The 15,750-nt window shown below is 67.0% G+C and carries 16 protein-coding genes; 8 read left to right on the top strand and 8 right to left on the bottom strand.

Annotated elements, in window-relative coordinates; genetic code table 11:
* The first annotated feature begins 11 nt into the window (after positions 1-11).
* Positions 12-422 (top strand): cold-shock protein, encoded by a 411-nt coding sequence (locus tag ACZI8W_RS15605; RefSeq protein ID WP_463369571.1) that lies wholly within the window; start codon positions 12-14, stop codon positions 420-422.
* Between the two features lie 88 nt (positions 423-510).
* On the opposite strand, the gene ACZI8W_RS15600 is transcribed toward ACZI8W_RS15605, so the two are convergent.
* The 3 genes from ACZI8W_RS15600 to ACZI8W_RS15590 all read right to left on the bottom strand — a co-directional run bounded on the left by ACZI8W_RS15600 (position 511) and on the right by ACZI8W_RS15590 (position 3,579).
* Complete coding sequence (locus tag ACZI8W_RS15600; protein WP_463369410.1) at positions 511-1,005, bottom strand: DUF2771 domain-containing protein; 495 nt, start codon at positions 1,003-1,005, stop codon at positions 511-513.
* Positions 1,002-2,714 carry an MFS transporter gene (locus ACZI8W_RS15595; RefSeq protein ID WP_463369409.1) on the bottom strand — a complete coding sequence of 571 codons (1,713 nt, stop codon included), beginning with the start codon at positions 2,712-2,714 and terminating at the stop codon, positions 1,002-1,004. The genes ACZI8W_RS15600 and ACZI8W_RS15595 overlap by 4 nt, the downstream gene beginning before the upstream one ends.
* A 70-nt stretch (positions 2,715-2,784) precedes the next feature.
* On the bottom strand, positions 2,785-3,579 hold the full coding sequence (locus ACZI8W_RS15590; RefSeq protein ID WP_463369408.1) for a glutaminyl-peptide cyclotransferase: 795 nt from the start codon (positions 3,577-3,579) through the stop codon (positions 2,785-2,787).
* Positions 3,580-3,737: 158 nt separating this feature from the next.
* On the opposite strand from ACZI8W_RS15590, the gene ACZI8W_RS15585 reads away from it, so the two are divergent.
* From ACZI8W_RS15585 to ACZI8W_RS15575, 3 genes are read left to right on the top strand one after another with little or no spacing between them, the layout of a single operon-like run.
* Positions 3,738-4,601, top strand: a complete 864-nt coding sequence (locus ACZI8W_RS15585) for a DUF3027 domain-containing protein (protein ID WP_463369407.1) — start codon at positions 3,738-3,740, stop codon at positions 4,599-4,601.
* Positions 4,602-4,644: 43 nt separating this feature from the next.
* Positions 4,645-7,392: a sacsin N-terminal ATP-binding-like domain-containing protein gene (locus ACZI8W_RS15580; protein ID WP_463369406.1), complete on the top strand. Its 2,748-nt coding sequence runs from the start codon at positions 4,645-4,647 to the stop codon at positions 7,390-7,392.
* Positions 7,389-7,937, top strand: a complete 549-nt coding sequence (locus tag ACZI8W_RS15575; RefSeq protein ID WP_463369405.1) for a phosphatase PAP2 family protein — start codon at positions 7,389-7,391, stop codon at positions 7,935-7,937. Before ACZI8W_RS15580 ends, ACZI8W_RS15575 begins: the two co-directional genes overlap by 4 nt.
* Positions 7,938-7,964: 27 nt before the next feature.
* Here the strand turns inward: ACZI8W_RS15575 and ACZI8W_RS15570 are convergent, their stop codons facing one another.
* The gene (locus ACZI8W_RS15570) at positions 7,965-8,213 is read right to left on the bottom strand and encodes a DUF2530 domain-containing protein (RefSeq protein ID WP_463369404.1); all 249 of its coding nucleotides are present in this window, start codon (positions 8,211-8,213) and stop codon (positions 7,965-7,967) included.
* A gap of 80 nt (positions 8,214-8,293) precedes the next feature.
* On the opposite strand from ACZI8W_RS15570, the gene ACZI8W_RS15565 reads away from it, so the two are divergent.
* From ACZI8W_RS15565 to ACZI8W_RS15550, 4 genes are read left to right on the top strand one after another with little or no spacing between them, the layout of a single operon-like run.
* Entirely contained in the window at positions 8,294-9,763 is a 1,470-nt protein-coding gene (locus ACZI8W_RS15565) for an NCS2 family permease (RefSeq protein ID WP_463369403.1), read from the top strand.
* A gap of 46 nt (positions 9,764-9,809) precedes the next feature.
* Positions 9,810-10,241, top strand: coding sequence for a MarR family winged helix-turn-helix transcriptional regulator (locus tag ACZI8W_RS15560; RefSeq protein ID WP_463369402.1), 432 nt, complete (start codon positions 9,810-9,812; stop codon positions 10,239-10,241).
* A 47-nt stretch (positions 10,242-10,288) separates the two neighbouring features.
* Entirely contained in the window at positions 10,289-11,119 is an 831-nt protein-coding gene (locus tag ACZI8W_RS15555; RefSeq protein ID WP_463369401.1) for a TrmH family RNA methyltransferase, read from the top strand.
* Entirely contained in the window at positions 11,116-11,388 is a 273-nt protein-coding gene (locus ACZI8W_RS15550) for a DUF2537 domain-containing protein (RefSeq protein WP_463369400.1), read from the top strand. The genes ACZI8W_RS15555 and ACZI8W_RS15550 overlap by 4 nt, the downstream gene beginning before the upstream one ends.
* Before the next feature lie 12 nt (positions 11,389-11,400).
* On the opposite strand, the gene ACZI8W_RS15545 is transcribed toward ACZI8W_RS15550, so the two are convergent.
* The 4 genes from ACZI8W_RS15545 to ACZI8W_RS15530 form a co-directional block, all read right to left on the bottom strand.
* The gene (locus ACZI8W_RS15545; RefSeq protein ID WP_463369399.1) at positions 11,401-12,129 is read right to left on the bottom strand and encodes a DUF6928 family protein; all 729 of its coding nucleotides are present in this window, start codon (positions 12,127-12,129) and stop codon (positions 11,401-11,403) included.
* A 12-nt stretch (positions 12,130-12,141) separates the two neighbouring features.
* Positions 12,142-13,044 (bottom strand): septation protein SepH, encoded by a 903-nt coding sequence (sepH, locus tag ACZI8W_RS15540; protein ID WP_463369398.1) that lies wholly within the window; start codon positions 13,042-13,044, stop codon positions 12,142-12,144.
* A gap of 244 nt (positions 13,045-13,288) precedes the next feature.
* Complete coding sequence (serC, locus tag ACZI8W_RS15535) at positions 13,289-14,410, bottom strand: phosphoserine transaminase (protein WP_463369397.1); 1,122 nt, start codon at positions 14,408-14,410, stop codon at positions 13,289-13,291.
* 66 nt (positions 14,411-14,476) lie between these two features.
* Positions 14,477-15,604, bottom strand: a complete 1,128-nt coding sequence (locus tag ACZI8W_RS15530; protein ID WP_463369396.1) for a citrate synthase 2 — start codon at positions 15,602-15,604, stop codon at positions 14,477-14,479.
* Positions 15,605-15,750: the final 146 nt, after the last annotated feature.

Raw genomic sequence — 15,750 nt, 5'->3', positions numbered from 1 at the left:
AGGTGAGCGCGGTGCCGACCGGCAAGGTGAAGTGGTACGACGTCGAGAAGGGCTTCGGCTTCCTGTCCCAGGACGAAGGCGAGGACGTCTATGTCCGCGCGTCCGCCCTCCCCGAAGGTGTCGAGAGCCTCAAAGCAGGCCAGCGCGTCGAATTCGGGATGGCAGTCGGTCGTCGTGGCCCCCAGGCCCTCAAGGTCGCGTTGCTCGAGCAGCCATCGCTGCGGCAGCAGTCCGGGCGGCGTGAGGCGCCGGCGCGTGAACGACGCTCACCCGACGAACTGCACGGCATGGTCGAGGACATGATCAAGCTCCTCGAGGCCGCGGTCCAACCCGACCTGCGCCGTGGGCGCTACCCGGACCGGAAGGCGGGGCAGCGGATCTCCGAGGTCATGCGCGCCATCGCCCGCGAACTCGACCACTGAGAGACAGACCACCGGAGAACAAGCGCACAATGCCGCATCCGAACGGATACGGCATCGTGCGTCGGTAAGCCCATCCCGGCTGCGCGCCTCAGAATGTCTGCACGGCCCACACTGCATGGGCGATCGGCTCGCCCGTCTCGTCGACCACAGCGGAGGGCAGTTGGACCTCCACGCCGAGCAACTGCAGACTCGGATCGCTCGGCACGGTGACTGCGCGCTGCTGTCCCGGCTCGACCATGATCCCGTCGAGGAACGTCTCTCCTGTCTGAAGATCGCCGTACACGGCGATCAGGCGCCACGGTGCATCGGAGATCCCCGGCGGCAGCGACAACTGAAGCGGATATCCGGCGCGGACGGAGAGCTGGGTGATGGGATTCTCGACGCAGTTCTCCAGGTTGATGTTGCAGTGCTGCGTCGGGGGCACCGTGACGGAGCTGCCGTCTCCGTAGGCGGTGATCTCGGGCAGCCGGGGCTCGGCCGAGTCGACGAGTTTCCAGACCACCGCGCCGATCCCCACAGCGACCACCACCAGGACTATCGCGATCAACGCGATCGCCTTCTTCGTCCGGGCTTGCAGATTCATCGGCTCCCATTTCGTGTCGGCTGCCCGCTCTCGCGCACTCGGCGCTCGTCGGCAGTTTCGGTGGAGGCATGCTCGGGCCTCCTGCCGCCCAAGCCGGGCAGCAACGTCTTCCCACGGTAGGTGAGCAGGGTCTGGGTGAAACCGAGGACCAGCACCAGCGTCACGACCGAGAAGCCGATCCACAGCTCGGTGGGCAGCAGCACCCCCATTGCGCCGCCCAGAACCCAGCTCAGCTGAAGGACTGTTTCCGACCGGCCGAAACCGGACGCGATCGATTCCTCCGGCAGGTCCTGCTGCAGCGACGCGTCCAGCGACACCTTCGCAAGCGCACTCGCGCACGCAGCGACCAACGCGGCCAAGGCAGCGGCGAACACATTGTCCGTTGCGGCGACGATCGCTGCGACGACAACCGCTGCGGCGGCGCATCGCACCACGATCAGCGCGGGGCGGCCCAGCGCCATTCGTGCGCCGGTCGCGTTCCCCGCGAAGTTGCCGATTGCGGCGGCAGCGCCGACCAATCCGAGCATCGCGGCCTGCATGAGTGGCGATTGTTCGGTGGCGCTCTTCGCCACGAACGCGATGAACAGGGTGAGGAAGCCGGTGAGCACACGGATGGTGCCGTTACCCCACAGGCCGGTGACGACCGTGCGGCCGAGCGGCTGCCGGTTCTTGCCGCTGGACGAGATCACCTCGGCCTTGGTGTCGAGGGTCTTGGTGTCGAGCACCTCGGTGCGGGTATCGGACCCGTGGTACGAGAGTGTCGCGGGTACCTCGCCCTCGGTGACCTCGACCCACGCCGGAATCCGCATGCTCAGGTACGCGCCGAGCACGGTGATCGCGGCGCACAGCCACAGTGCGCCTGCCGAGTCGAACGCCCACGCCGCCGCGCCGGCGATCGCGCCGGCGCCGAGCGTTCCTCCGACCAGGCCGAACACGGTGAGTCTGGAGTTGACACGTACCAGGTCTATCTCGGGTGGCAGTACGCGCGGGGTGACCGCGGACTTGAGCACCGCGAACGATTTGCTGAGCACCATCATTGCCAGTGCTGCCGGATACAACGCCCAACTGTCGAAGTTGAAGATCAAGATGACGGCGAGGACGGTCCGCAACCCGAACGACGTCGCCAGCGCCACTCGACGCCCATGCTGGAGCCGGTCCAGGAGCGGACCGATCAGCGGGGCGATGACGGCGAACGGCGCGATCGTGATGAGCAGATACAACGCGACCTTGGCTTTGTCCTCGCCGGTGGCGGCCGAGAAGAAAAGTGTGTTCGCCAGTGCGACCGCCATCGCGGCGTCGGCCGCGAAGTTCGCCATGGTCGCATACATCAGCGCTGTCAGGCCTGATTTGTCGGCGCCGTCAGCGGTCGCGGCGCGACGGAATGTGGCGATGCCCTTGTGGGTGAGCTCGCGGCTTCGGAAGGCCGCAACACGCGTCACAGTGAGCTTGCGAGGCATCCGCGGTGCGCGGGGGCCCTCGTTGTCACTCGACCGGCTGTTGGCACCCGACCGGACGTCCTTCGCGGCCGCGGATGCGCCGGTGCCTTCCGAACCCGAGCGGTGTGATTCGTCGGTCGGATGTAAAGGCGGCAACGGTGTGCGGCGCGCAGAGGCGCGCCGCGGCGGCGGATAGTTGCTGTACCCCGGATGCCGAGAACCCGGGGCACGATCGTCCGCCTTGTCGGCAGGTCGCTCTTCCCGTTCGGTCACTCTTCGATTCTTCACCACCGCGTACCTGTTGTGCAGTCGGGCCGGGTGTGGCGTCGCTCGTGTCGCGGGGTTACGGGACGAACCGGACTTCGAACAGTGTCGGCCACAACTTTCCGGTCACGAGGAAGCGGTCCGTGCCCGGGATGTGGGCGATCCCGTTCAGCACGTCGACACCGTCACGATCAGCGGCGGAAAATCGCTCGAGCAGGCTAGACGCGTCGATCACTGCGCTGACCCGACCGGTCTCGGGGTCGATCCGCACGATCTCTTCGGATGTCCACACGTTCGCGTAGACGGCGCCGTCGTCGGTGCATTCGAGCTCGTTGAGATTCGACACGGCGCGACCGTCGCGATGTACCGTCACCCGCCCGAGTTCCGCGAACGTGCCACGATCCCGAAACGTCAGGTCCGCAGAGCCGTCGCTCATCACCAGGCGGTCGGGCTGGTCGCACAGGCCCCAGCCCTCGCCGTCGTAGTCGACACGCCGCAGCTCGGTGAGACTGTCGCGGTCGCGGACGAACGCCACGCCGTCTTTCCATGTGAGTTGCCACACCAACCCGTCGGCAACGGTGATGCCCTCGCCGAACATGTCGTCGGGGAGCGGCACCCGGGTGCGCTCGGTGAGTGTGTCGAGCGGGCGGACCGACACCCACGATGATCCCTCGCGCCCGGTGCTCTCGAACAGTTCACCGGCGTCGACTTCGAGACCCTGGGTGAACGCCGCCGGATCGTGGGGATGCTCTGCAACGATCTCGACGCGTAGTTCGTCCGCAGGCGAACCGGGTTCGTCGACGACGGTGTCGCTGCAGCCCGCGGTCAGGAGGACGGGGAGGGCGAGGACGAAGGTGGCCGATCGACGCGTCATGTGCCCATCTTCCCGTTGGCTTCTGCCACTTCTTCACAGACTTCTGCCATTTCTTCACAGTCTTCTGTCGTTTCTTCACGGACTTCCGCCGGCTCTGCACCGCCGTCTCAGGTGTCTTCTCATGGCCGGGCACCATGCCGGGGCATCGGTCCGGCACAATGGAGCTTGTGAGCGTTGCATCTTCAGCCGTTGCCCCCGGAACGGTTCCATCGGTGGATCCGGCCGTCCGATCGGTGCTCGCCCAGGCCGTGGAGGTAGCTCGGGTTGCCTTGATCGAGCTCGACGAGGGCGTTGTCGGCACCTATCTGGGTGTCACTGCCGAGGACGAATGCGCAGCCACGCACCGCTTCGCGGCCGACCTGCCCGGATATCACGGCTGGCAGTGGGCTGTCGTGGTGGCCGCGGCACCCGAATCCGATCACGTCACCGTCAGTGAACTCGTATTGCTGCCGGGCCCCGAATCTCTGGTCGCGCCCGACTGGGTGCCGTGGAACGAACGAATCCGCCCCGGCGACCTGGGCCCCGGCGACCTGCTGGCCCCCGCACCGGACGACGAGCGGCTCGTGCCGGGCTACACCGCCTCCGGCGATCCCGACGTCGACGAGACTGCCGGCGAGATCGGGCTCGGCCGTAAGCAGGTGATGAGTCTCGAAGGCCGGCTCGTCGCAGCACAGCGATGGTTCGACGGTGAGTACGGCCCCCATTCGGAGATGGCCAAGGCCGCACCGTCGACGTGCATGTTGTGCGGGTTCTACCTACCGCTCGCGGGGTCGCTGCGGGCTGCGTTCGGTGTGTGCGGAAACGAATTCGCCGCCGACGGGCATGTGGTGCACGCGGGTTTCGGTTGCGGTGCGCATTCCGATACCACCCTGCCGACCGGTGCGGGTTCGCCGCAGTTCGACGCGTACGACGACGGCGCGGTCGAAATCGTCGAGCTCCCTGACGTTGCTGCAGCGCACACCGAGAACGCATCCGCCGAGAACGCACCCGCCGAGAACACACAGTCGGAACAGACCGACTGACGTGCACGTCGCCGACACCGCCGGCGCACGTTCAGTGCGCGGTATGCGCACGGACCCCTTCGACACCGCGGCGCTACGTGACGGTCTCGTGGCCGCGTGGACATCGTCGCCGACGCGCCTTCGGGAGGATATCGCTACCGAAGCGGATCTCGTCCGCTCCGGATACCGCGACCGGGTTCTGACCGAGCTGGCGCAGAACGCGGCCGACGCGGCGAGTCGTGCCGGAATCGCGGGGACCCTGCGAGTGTGGCAGGTCGGTACCTGTCTGCACATCGCCAACACCGGAGCGCCCCTCGACGACACCGGTGTGCAGGCGCTGACGGCGTTGCGTGCGTCGAGCAAGACCGGGGGTGTGGGGCAATTCGGAGTCGGATTCACTGCGGTCCTCGCGATTTCGGACGAGGTCGAGGTGCGCTCGAGTACCGGGTGCATCAGGTTCTCTGCTGCGCAGACCCGAGAGGTCCTGGCCGAACACGGATTGGCTGTCCCCGACGGTGTGCCGACCCTGCGCCTGGCGTGGCCGAGCACGGCTGCGCCGGTCGCGGGGAGCGACACCGAAGTGGTACTCGATGTCCGGCCCGGAATCGACGCCGAGACGCTGCTCGACGATTTCCGTCGTGAGGCGATCGATCTGCTGCTCGAATTGCCCGCACTGCAGACGATCGTCATCGACGACGACGAGTTCGTCCGTACCGAACGTGTCGTCGAGTCCGGGCTTCGGGAACTCCGTATCGGTGATCATTGCTGGTGGGAGCATCGCGGACCTTCTGCACGATGGCTCGTGCCCGTTGTCGACGGCGTGATCCGGGCTGTCGGCGACGACGTGCTCCGCGCACCCACCCGATCGGACGAGGAACTGTCGTTGCCGGCGCTCGTCGTCGCCGACGTTCCGATGCAACCGGACCGCCGACGGATGCTGCCGGGCGCGCCGGTCGAACATCTCGTTCGGGGATACGCCGACTTCGTCGCCGCATTGCCCGGTGATCAGCGACTCGCGCTGATACCGACACCGGGTTTCGCGCGGAGTGAGGTCGACGGGCGCATCCGGGAAGCGTTGGTCGAAGAGTTGCGGCGCACCAGGTGGCTCCCCGCAGCAGACGGCGGAGACGACCTCGCACCCGACCGCGCGACTGCACTGACCGGATTGGACGACGCCCTGGCGCACGCTCTCGACGAGGTCGTGCCCGGACTGATCTCCCCGGCGCTGTGCTCGCCGCGACACGCGGCTGCGCTCGCTGCCGTCGACGTGCACCGCATCGGTCTCGCACGAGTCGCCGATCTGCTTGCCGGGCAGTCGCGGGAACCGGCCTGGTGGAACCGCCTGTACGAGGCACTGACACCGCTGGTGGTCGATGCTGTCACCGCGGAGGAACTCGCGGCGCTGCCGGTGCCGCTGTCCGACGGACGGACCGTGACGGGCCCCCGGACCACGGTCTTGCACGACCTCGGCTCCGTCTCGTTGCCGTGGGTGCGGCTCGTGCACCCCGATGCAGCGCACCCGCTGCTGACCCGTCTCGGCGCAGGCACCGTGACCGCCGAGGATCTGCTCGGTGATCCGGCCCTCGCCGCAGCCGTGGACGACGTGCACCACGACCTCGACGACCAGGAGGCGAGGGACCTCGCCGATGTCGTATTGACGCTCGTCGCGCAGGTTCCCGCTGGTGCTGTGCCCCGTGAACTCGGGGCCTTGCTGTTGCCCGACACGGACGGCGAACTCGTCCCCGCGGACGAGCTGCTCCTCCCGGACGCCCCCCTCGCGGAGGCTCTCGTCGAGGATTCGCCGTTCGGCACCGTCGACGTGGATCTCGTCGAAAAGTACGGCGCCGACGCGCTGCGTGCGATCGGCGTGGGGTGGGGATTCACCGTGTTGCGCGCCGAGTTACCGACCGGACCCGACCACGACCTGCCCGATGAGGACGCGTGGTGGCAGACCATCGACACCGACCCCGACACGCTGGTCGCGGTGCGTGATCTCGATCTCGTCGAGGAGACCCGCTGGGACCGGGCCCTCACGCTGCTGGCCGTGGAGCCCGACACCGCCGCGACACTCACCGACCGCAACGGCTACACCGCGTGGTGGCTGCGTCACTATGCCGTCCTGGGTGAGCAGCCGCTCGGCCACCTCCGGTACGTGGACGATGCCGTATTCGAAGGCCTGCTCGATCCGTGTACACATCCCGATGCGGGGGCGTTCCGCGCGTGCCTGGCCGGAACCGGGATCGACGATCCAGACCTCGCCGAGATCCTGCTCGATCGGCTCGCCGACCCGGAGCGTCGCCCCGACCCGGCAGTTGTCGTCGCCGCACACACCGCGCTCGCGCGGTCCTACGCGGCAGGCACCGTCGATCTCGACACGGTGATCCTCCCGGCCGGGGTCCGCAGCCTTGCAGGTGCTGTCGTCGATGCCGCAGATGCTCTCGTGGCCGACCTGCCGTGGTTCGCTGCGGTGATCCCGGCCGATCGGCTCGTCGCCGTCGACCACACCGCCGCGGCCGCGCTCACCGAACTGCTCGACGTCGCCGCCGCATCGGCCGTGATGTCGGGCGAACCGACCGGACCGGGCCGGAGCACGACGTGGCGGCGTGAACCGGATGCGGTGCTTGCCTCGGTGACGATGGGACTACCGTTGCCGGCGAGGCCGCTGGTGGTGCACGAGCGGCTCACCGTGTGTTGCACCGGCGCGATCACCGGCGACCGCGACGTGCCGTGGTGGATCGACGCGGCCGGCACCGTTCACTGCACGCGCCCCGGTCTGCCGGGCGCGATCGCCGGGTTGTCGCGCAGCTCGTGACGGTCGACGGGACGACACTCGACTGGGTTGTCGGTATTCGCAGTCCGGAGCTCACCACGGTGATGACCGTGATCACTCACGCCGGCGGCGGGGTCGCGAACGCGGTGGTGGCCGCCATTGCGGTAGCGCTCCTGCTGTGTGCCTCCAGGCCGGCCGACGCGTTACTCGTCGGCGGAGCGGTGGCCACGGGATGGCCCGTGATGACAGCGATCAAGAATCTCGCTGTCCGCGCGCGCCCGCCCGAGCCCGAACGGTTGATGGACCTCGGCACGTGGTCGTTCCCGTCGGGGCACGCGATGATGAGCGCTGTGATCGCGACGACGCTCGCCGTCGTCGTGATGCGGACCTGGCCCCGGGGAGATCGTCGCCGGACCGCCGCGATCGTCGGTCTCGGTGCCTTCACGGTGCTGGTGGGACTGAGCCGCGTGTATCTCGCGGCGCACTGGTTGACCGATGTCCTCGCCGGGTGGATTCTCGGTGTCGGCTGGGCGTTGTTGTGGGTGTGGTTGCTCACCTGGGTCCAGGGCAGGCGTGCACGCGGCTGACCCGAGCTGCCGGACACATCGCCCGGATCAGTCCAGGCCCACCTGCGCACCTCGCCGACCGCGACGCGCCGCGGAACGCTGAACGAGAAACAGGGTAGTTCCCAAGAGGCCCACGATGATTCCGGCGATACAGACGGGCAGGGCGTCCGGCCAGCGGTCGCCGACGAGTAGAACCACGACTGCGGCGATCACCCAGAACGCGGTTCCGGCGGCGAGTGCGGGACGAGGATCGGCCAGGGTCCGGATCCGACCGGCGATCATTTCTGAATCTCTCATGAATTGCAGATTAGATCCTCGCCGCTGCAATAATCTTCTCCCGTTGCGACGCACCGTACTCGACGAGCGGAAAAGTGGACATGTCCGTAGGCACCCATTCCAAGAGATCATCCTTCCTGGACACATACTTCAAGATCACCGAACGAGGTTCGACGGTCTCGCGGGAAGTACGTGGCGGCCTCGTCACGTTCTTCGCGATGTCATACATCGTGGTGCTCAATCCGCTGATTCTCGGTAGTTTTTCCGCAGACGACGCCACCGCGAAGGTCGATGTCCTCGGCAACATCCTGCCGGTCAACCAGGTTGCCGCGGTCACCGCGCTCGTGGCCGGTCTGATGAGCATCGTCTTCGGTGTGGTCGCGAACTATCCGTTCGCGATCGCAGCGGGACTGGGTATCAACAGTCTGCTCGCGGTGACGATCGCTCCCCAGGTGACGTGGCCGGAGGCGATGGGCCTGGTGGTCATCGACGGCATCATCATCGTGCTGCTCGCCCTCACCGGTTTCCGCACGGCTGTGTTCAACGCGATTCCGAAGGAACTCAAGGCGGCGATCGCGGCCGGTATCGGGGCGTTCATCGCCTTCATCGGCATGGTCGACGCCGGATTCGTGCGGCGCATTCCCGACGCCGCCGGCACCACCGTCCCCGTCGGACTGGGCATCGACGGTTCCATCGCGTCGTGGCCGACCTTCGTTTTCGTCGTCGGTGTGCTGCTCATGGGTGTCCTCGTGGTGCGGAGGGTGCGCGGTGGCCTGCTCATCGGCATCGTCGCCACCACGATCCTCGCGATGATCGTGGAAGCCATCGCGGAGGTCGGGCCCTCGCAGGGGACCGATCCGAAGGGCTGGAACCTCGGCCTCCCCGCCGCCCCGGACTCCTTCATCGGCCTCCCCGACCTGGCATTGGTGGGCGAGGTGAACCTGCTCGGCGCGTTCACCCGCATCGGCGTGATCGCCGCATCGCTGCTCGTCTTCACCCTCGTACTCGCCAACTTCTTCGACGCCATGGGCACCATGACGGGCCTCGGCAAGGAAGGCAACCTCACCGACAAGGACGGCAACCTGCCGGGCATCGGTAAGGCCCTCGTGGTCGAAGGCGCCGGGGCCATCGTCGGCGGTGGCGCCTCCGCATCGTCGAACACTGTGTTCGTCGAGTCCGCGTCGGGCATTGCGGAAGGGGCCCGCACCGGGCTCGCCAATGTTGTCACCGGCCTGATGTTCCTGCTCGCGATGTTCTTGACCCCCCTCTACGAGGTCGTGCCGATCGAGGCTGCCGCACCCGCACTCGTCGTCGTCGGTGCCCTCATGATCGGCCAGGTCCGCGACATCGACTTCACGAAGTTCGAGATCGCCCTTCCCGCGTTCCTGACGATCATGGCCATGCCCTTCACCTACTCGATCGCCAACGGCATCGGCGTCGGCTTCATCACCTGGGTCGTCCTCCACGCGGTGAGCGGCAAGGCACGCACCGTTCATCCGTTGCTGTGGGTCGTGGCCGCGCTGTTCGCGCTGTACTTCTCGATCGACCCGCTCACAGAACTGCTCACGTGACACAGGGCCGGGTCGAAGGTCCGGTCTGTCCCGTATTGTGCTCGCCATGATCTCGGACACACGGGCACTCGCAGGCGACCTCGCGCTTGCTGTGGTGCGTTTGACGCGTCATCTACGGGGGCAGCGCAGCCATTCCCGAGTCACCTTGACACAGCTGTCGGCCATGCAGACGCTGCGGACGGAGGGCGCTATGACACCGGGGGGGCTCGCATCCCGGGAACGCGTTCAGCCGCCGTCGATGACCCGTGTGATCGCGTCGCTGAACGAACTCGGTCTGGTGGAGCGCACTCCGCACCCCACCGACGGCAGGCAGATCATCGTCAAGTTGTCGTCTGCGGGAGACAGCCTGCTCGCCGATGAGCACCAGGCGCGCGAAGAGTGGTTGACCGAACGTCTCGCGAAACTCGACGACACCAGTGTCGCCACCTTGCGTGCCGCGGTCGTCATCCTGACGGAACTGGTAGTCGAAGAAGAATAGCGACACTCCGATGCGGCGATCGTGTTTCCGGCTGGGACAATGGCGTGGTGGTTCACGTCATCGACATCGACGATCCCGCCGACCCCAGGCTGGACGACTTCCGCGACCTCAACTCGTCGGACCGGCGTCCCGACCTGCCCGGGGGAAAGGGGCTGGTGGTCGCCGAAGGCGTGCTGGTCGTCGAGCGGATGCTCGACTCCCGATTCCCGTTGCACGCCATGCTCGGTGTCGATCGTCGTCTCGGTGAACTCGCCGACGACCTGCACGCCACGGGGGTATGGGCGGGAGTGTCGTCCGATGTGCCGTTCTACCGAACCGGCGCGGACGTCATGGCAGAGGTGGTGGGTTTCCACCTCAACCGCGGAGTACTCGGTGTCGCGCATCGACCCCAGCCGCTCGATGTCGTCGAGGTGATGGAGAAAGCCACCACAGTTGTCGTGCTCGAGGGTGTCAACGATCACGAGAACATCGGCTCGATGTTCCGCAACGCGGCAGGGCTCGGTGTCGATGCCGTGCTGTTCGGTAGGGGCTGCGCCGATCCGCTGTATCGGCGCGCGGTGCGCGTGTCGATGGGGCACGTCCTTCGTGTCCCGTTCGCACACATGGACGATTGGCCCGACGATCTCGATATGCTGCGTGACCGCGGCTTCCAGTTGATTTCGCTGACCCCGAATCCGGGGGCGATACCACTCGCCGCGGCGATGACGGGGGAGAAGGTGGCGTTGCTGCTCGGCGCGGAAGGGCCCGGGCTGACCGAGCACGCCATGCGTGCCACCGATGTGCGTGCCCGGATCCCGATGGCGCCGGGAACCGATTCTCTCAATGTGGCGACCGCCGCAGCGATGGCGTTCTACGAGCGGGTTCGGATTCCTCGGTGAGTGCGCCGTCCGTGCCCTCGCCGACCCCATGGTCGACGGGGCTGACTCTGACCGCATTCGTCTTCGCGATGACGGCGGTCACGCTCATCGCGATCGGGGAGGTGCTTGCCGACATCCATCCTGCGGTGGCGGTGCTGGTGAATGTGGTGGTCGCTGCCGGGGCCACACCGACCCTCCTGGACTGGCGAAGGCGACCGGTGTGGCGGTGGGTTGCTCTGGGGATTGCTGCGGCTGTGCCGGTGGCGTGGTGTGTGCTGCTGCTCCGGTGAGCATGTCGTGAATTACAGGCCCACAGCGCGACGCCACCAGGGGCGCGTGGCCTGTTGCGGGGCCGATGCGGCAGACGGAGCCGGCTCTCCGGGGCGGTGCAGAGTGAAACTCCATACCTCGATGTCGCCGGGCCCGGGCTCGTCGTCCGCGCGACCGACATACCGGAAGCCGAGCCATGCGGCGTTGGCGGCTTCGACGAGGCGGCGGGGATGGAAGGGCAGCGCTTCGGGGTGCGGCACGGAGTCGACCGGCCACCGCATGGGGTGTTCGCCCGACCAGTACGGGCGCTCCCACACGAACGGAATGCCCTCGTCCTCGTAGAACTCGATGGCACCGGCCCCGAACGCGCGCCGGAGGGTGCCTTGCTCCCATGCCCCGAAGGAGCCCCACCCTCCACCAGCGTCGGACACGATCAGGTAGGTGTTCTCGGACGCGAGTGTGTGCAGCCAGTTGGCTCCCATCGTGGAGGGGCGGCGATGGGTGAGTTCACGGCTGCACACCACCGTGATACCCGGGAAGCTGCCGACGAAGACCGTGTTGTCATCGAACTCGGCGTCGTCCGCCTTCTTCCCCGCAGCTACCTGCGCGAGCGTTGCTCGACCGCCCGCGGTGGCATGCCGATCGGGATACAACCGTGTGAGCAAAGCGTGGGCAGTGTCGCGATCGGGAGTGGAATTGCGCAGTACTGCAGCAGGATCCGGGGCATCGACATACCAGAGTGTCGACACCACCGCCGTCATCGGTGTTGCCTCTCAGGCGCGTCCGTTGCTGCGGACGCCGAGCAGTACGTCGTCCCACGACGGCAGTGCCGGCTTGCCGCGTTTGTCCTTGCTCGGACCGGCTGCCGGCTTGCCGGACGCGCTCGTAGCCCGCTCGTCGTCGCTGTCGTGCTCGGTGACGGCGGGTATCGTCCGGCTCGTTTCCACCACGGTGTTGTCGTGATCGGAGGGTTCCGGCTGCAGGTCGATGGCGACCGTATCGGCCGATGTGGCGACAAACCGCTCGGTCTCGGTCTCCACCGTGTCGTCGGTGTCGCGTGAGGAGTACACCGGCGTCAGGTAACGCAAGGGGCGACCGCAATCCGGGTCGACGAGGTCGGCTGCGACGTCGTCGAGTGCCGAGATCGTGCCACCGTGTGCATCGGGTTGATAGCGCCAGTGCGCAGCATTGGTGGAGCGGCCGGCCTGCCACTGGAGTTGAGCGACCCAATGCCCGTCGTCGTCGCGCCAGGCATCCCATGTCGCGTCGTCGAGGTTGTGCCCGCGCGAACGGAACGCCTGCGTGACGATCTCGAGGAGTGTCTGCACGGTGGGCCCGTCGGGGCGTACCGGATGCCCTTCCTGTGCCATATCGGCCGCGCGGGAGCGCTCGAGCAGTACCGGATAGGCGAATCGTTCGACCTTCGAGATCGGGATACCGGCTTCCTCGGCCACCTGCTCGACGGACGCGCCGGCTCGAATGCGGGCCTGAATCTCTCGCGGGCGGAGAGTGCTGGCGGTTTCGATCTGGATCTGGCCCAAGCGGGCGAGGTCGCCGCGCGATGCGGCGCGAAGTGTGTCGTCGACCGGAATGCGGAACCTGTCCCCCGTTGTGGGATCCGCGAGCACGACATGCTTGGCATCCGGCTCGAGACCCACCACCTTCAGTTCTCGCACACTGACCTCCTCGCGCCGGCTCGCGATCGACTTGCACGAGATTATCGGAGTTGTCCTCGATCCGGGAGGTGGACACGCCGCGCCACGCCGTGTCGGGTCACGAAAATTCCGCGCACAGGCGTTATCGTCCTAGGTTTGCCGAATATGTCTCGATGTGTAGTTGAGAGTTTTCGGGAAGGACCCGGGGCCGGACCCGTGTGGGTCCGGCCCCGGGGTGAGTTCTGCGAAGAGCAGATCAGGGTGATCAGAGCTGGGAGACGACCCAGTCGATGCTCTTGGTCAGCTGCGTGATGTCGGCGGGGTCGATCGCCGGGAACATGCCGACACGCAGCTGGTTCCGGCCCAGCTTACGATAGGGCTCGGTATCGACGATTCCGTTGGCGCGCAAGATTTTCGCGACCTGGGCGGCGTCGACGGACTCGACGAAATCGATAGTACCGACGACCTGCGATCGCAGGGCCGGATCGGTGACGAAAGGAGTGGCGAACTCGGAAGCCTCAGCCCACTCGTACAGGCGCGACGACGAATCCTTCGTGCGCGCGACCGTCCAGTCCAGCCCACCATTGCTGTTCATCCACTCGATCTGATCGGCGAACAACAGCAGCGTTGCGAGCGCCGGTGTGTTGTAGGTCTGGTCCTTGCCGCTGTTGTCCACGGCGATCGGCAGCGACAGGAACTCCGGTGTGAACCGGCCCGACGCCTTGATCTCGGCGACGCGCTCGAGCGCTGCCGGGCTCATCAGCGCAACCCACAGACCGCCGTCGGCCGCGAAGCACTTCTGCGGCGCGAAGTAGTAGACATCGGTGTCGGCGATGTTCACGGGCAGACCACCCGCACCCGACGTGGAATCGATCGCGATCAACGCGTTGCTGGAGCCGGCGGGGCGCGACACCGGCACAGCAACACCGGTCGATGTCTCGTTGTGCGCCCAGCCGATCAGGTCGACGGACGAGTCGGCCACGATCTCGGGTGCCGAACCCGGATCGGCGCTCACGACGATCGGGTCGCCGATGAACGGGTTGTTCTTGGTGACGGTCGCGAACTTCGACGAGAATTCACCGTAGGTGAAGTGCTGCGAACGTTCCCGGATCAATCCGAACGCTGCGGCATCCCAGAATGCCGTGGTGCCGCCGTTACCGAGGACGACCTCGTAACCGTCGGGCAGCGAGAAGAGCTCGCGCAGACCCGAGCGGACACGAGCCACGACGTCCTTGACGGGCTTCTGGCGGTGACTGGTGCCGAACACCGAAGCGCCGACGTCGACCAGCGACTGCAACTGTTCGGGGCGGACCTTGGAAGGGCCGCAGCCGAAGCGGCCGTCTGCGGGCTTGAGATCAGCGGGAATGATCGGTGAAGCGTCAGCCATCGGAAAGCGTGTCCTAAGCGTCGAGGAACAAGTGCAGGAGCAGTCTAAACCGCGCTGCCTCGCTGATCACCGGTGTGTGATCGAATCCCACCCCGCGACGGTCTCTGCGGCCCGGGGGTCGGGACCGGTGTAGATGGCCGCGGGACGGACCAGCTTGCCGAGCTTCTTCTGCTCGAGAATGTGTGCGCACCAGCCGCCGGTGCGGCCACACGTGAACATCGCGGGCATCATCGCTGACGGCACCTCGGCGAAGTCCAGAATGACGGCCGCCCAGAACTCCACGTTCGTTTCGATCGCGCGGTCGGGGCGACGCTCCCGCAGCTCGGCGAGCGCCGCCTGTTCGAGGGCCGCAGCGGCCTCGAAGCGGGGCGCGTTGAGACGCTCGGCTGTGGCGCGCAGCACGCGGGCACGAGGATCCTCCGCGCGGTACACGCGGTGGCCGAAGCCCATGAGTTTTTCCTTGCGGTCGAGGATTCCTTTGACCATCGCGCGCGGATCGCCGGTGCGCTCGGTGTCCTCGATCATCGGCAGCACCCGTGCGGGTGCACCACCGTGCAGCGGGCCGGACATCGCACCGACGGCGCCGGACAGCGCGGCCGGGGCGTCGGCGCCGGTGGAGGCGATGACGCGGGCGGTGAAGGTGGAGGCGTTCATGCCGTGCTCGGCGGCGGACACCCAGTAGGCGTCGATGGCCTCGACGTGCTTCGGGTCGGGTTCGCCCTTCCAGCGCACCATGAAGCGTTCGGTGACGGTCTGCGCCTCGTCGACACGCTTTTGGGGCACGGCGGGCTGGTAGATGCCGCGCGCCGATTGCGCGACGTACGACAGTGCCATCACCGCGGATCGGGCGAGGTTGTCGCGGGCGGTCGCGTCGTCGATGTCGAGCAGCGGCGAGAAGCCCCAGATCGGGGCGAGCATCGCGAGACCGGCCTGGACGTCGACGCGTACGTCGCCGGTGTGGATGGGCAGGGGGAACGGTTCGGCCGGATGCAATCCGCGACCGAACTCGCCGTCGACGAGCAGAGCCCACACGTCGCCGAAAGTCACGCCCTTGCCGACGAGTTCTTCGATGTCGACGCCGCGGTATCGCAGTGCGCCACCGTCTTTGTCGGGTTCGGCGATGTCGCTGGTGAAGGCGACGACGCCTTCGAGTCCGGCGACGAAATCTTCGGGTACGGAGGCATGTGGTGCCATGACGGTGTGGCTCTCCTCGTTCACGTGCGGCCCGATCAGGGCGGCACTGCCGGTGGAATGAGTATGCAGTCTTGTGATCGGCAACTCATCCGGTCGTCGAATAGGACTCTAGTCGCCGATCATCGTCTCCGACCGCCGGGAGGTAC

The sequence above is a fragment of the Rhodococcus ruitaii genome, from assembly GCF_055230935.1.
This window is presented reverse-complemented; position numbering and strand designations above follow the sequence as displayed.

What these genes read in the sequence shown, in the direction of transcription:
- ACZI8W_RS15560 (WP_463369402.1), top strand. Translation starts at nt 9,810, where the DNA reads ATGATCTCGGACACACGGGCACTCGCAGGCGACCTCGCGCTTGCTGTG.
- ACZI8W_RS15570 (WP_463369404.1), bottom strand. Translation starts at nt 8,213, where the DNA reads ATGAGAGATTCAGAAATGATCGCCGGTCGGATCCGGACCCTGGCCGAT.
- ACZI8W_RS15530 (WP_463369396.1), bottom strand. Translation starts at nt 15,604, where the DNA reads ATGGCACCACATGCCTCCGTACCCGAAGATTTCGTCGCCGGACTCGAA.
- ACZI8W_RS15600 (WP_463369410.1), bottom strand. Translation starts at nt 1,005, where the DNA reads ATGAATCTGCAAGCCCGGACGAAGAAGGCGATCGCGTTGATCGCGATA.
- ACZI8W_RS15565 (WP_463369403.1), top strand. Translation starts at nt 8,294, where the DNA reads ATGTCCGTAGGCACCCATTCCAAGAGATCATCCTTCCTGGACACATAC.
- ACZI8W_RS15590 (WP_463369408.1), bottom strand. Translation starts at nt 3,579, where the DNA reads ATGACGCGTCGATCGGCCACCTTCGTCCTCGCCCTCCCCGTCCTCCTG.
- ACZI8W_RS15545 (WP_463369399.1), bottom strand. Translation starts at nt 12,129, where the DNA reads ATGACGGCGGTGGTGTCGACACTCTGGTATGTCGATGCCCCGGATCCT.
- serC (WP_463369397.1), bottom strand. Translation starts at nt 14,410, where the DNA reads ATGGCTGACGCTTCACCGATCATTCCCGCTGATCTCAAGCCCGCAGAC.
- ACZI8W_RS15580 (WP_463369406.1), top strand. Translation starts at nt 4,645, where the DNA reads ATGCGCACGGACCCCTTCGACACCGCGGCGCTACGTGACGGTCTCGTG.
- ACZI8W_RS15585 (WP_463369407.1), top strand. Translation starts at nt 3,738, where the DNA reads ATGGAGCTTGTGAGCGTTGCATCTTCAGCCGTTGCCCCCGGAACGGTT.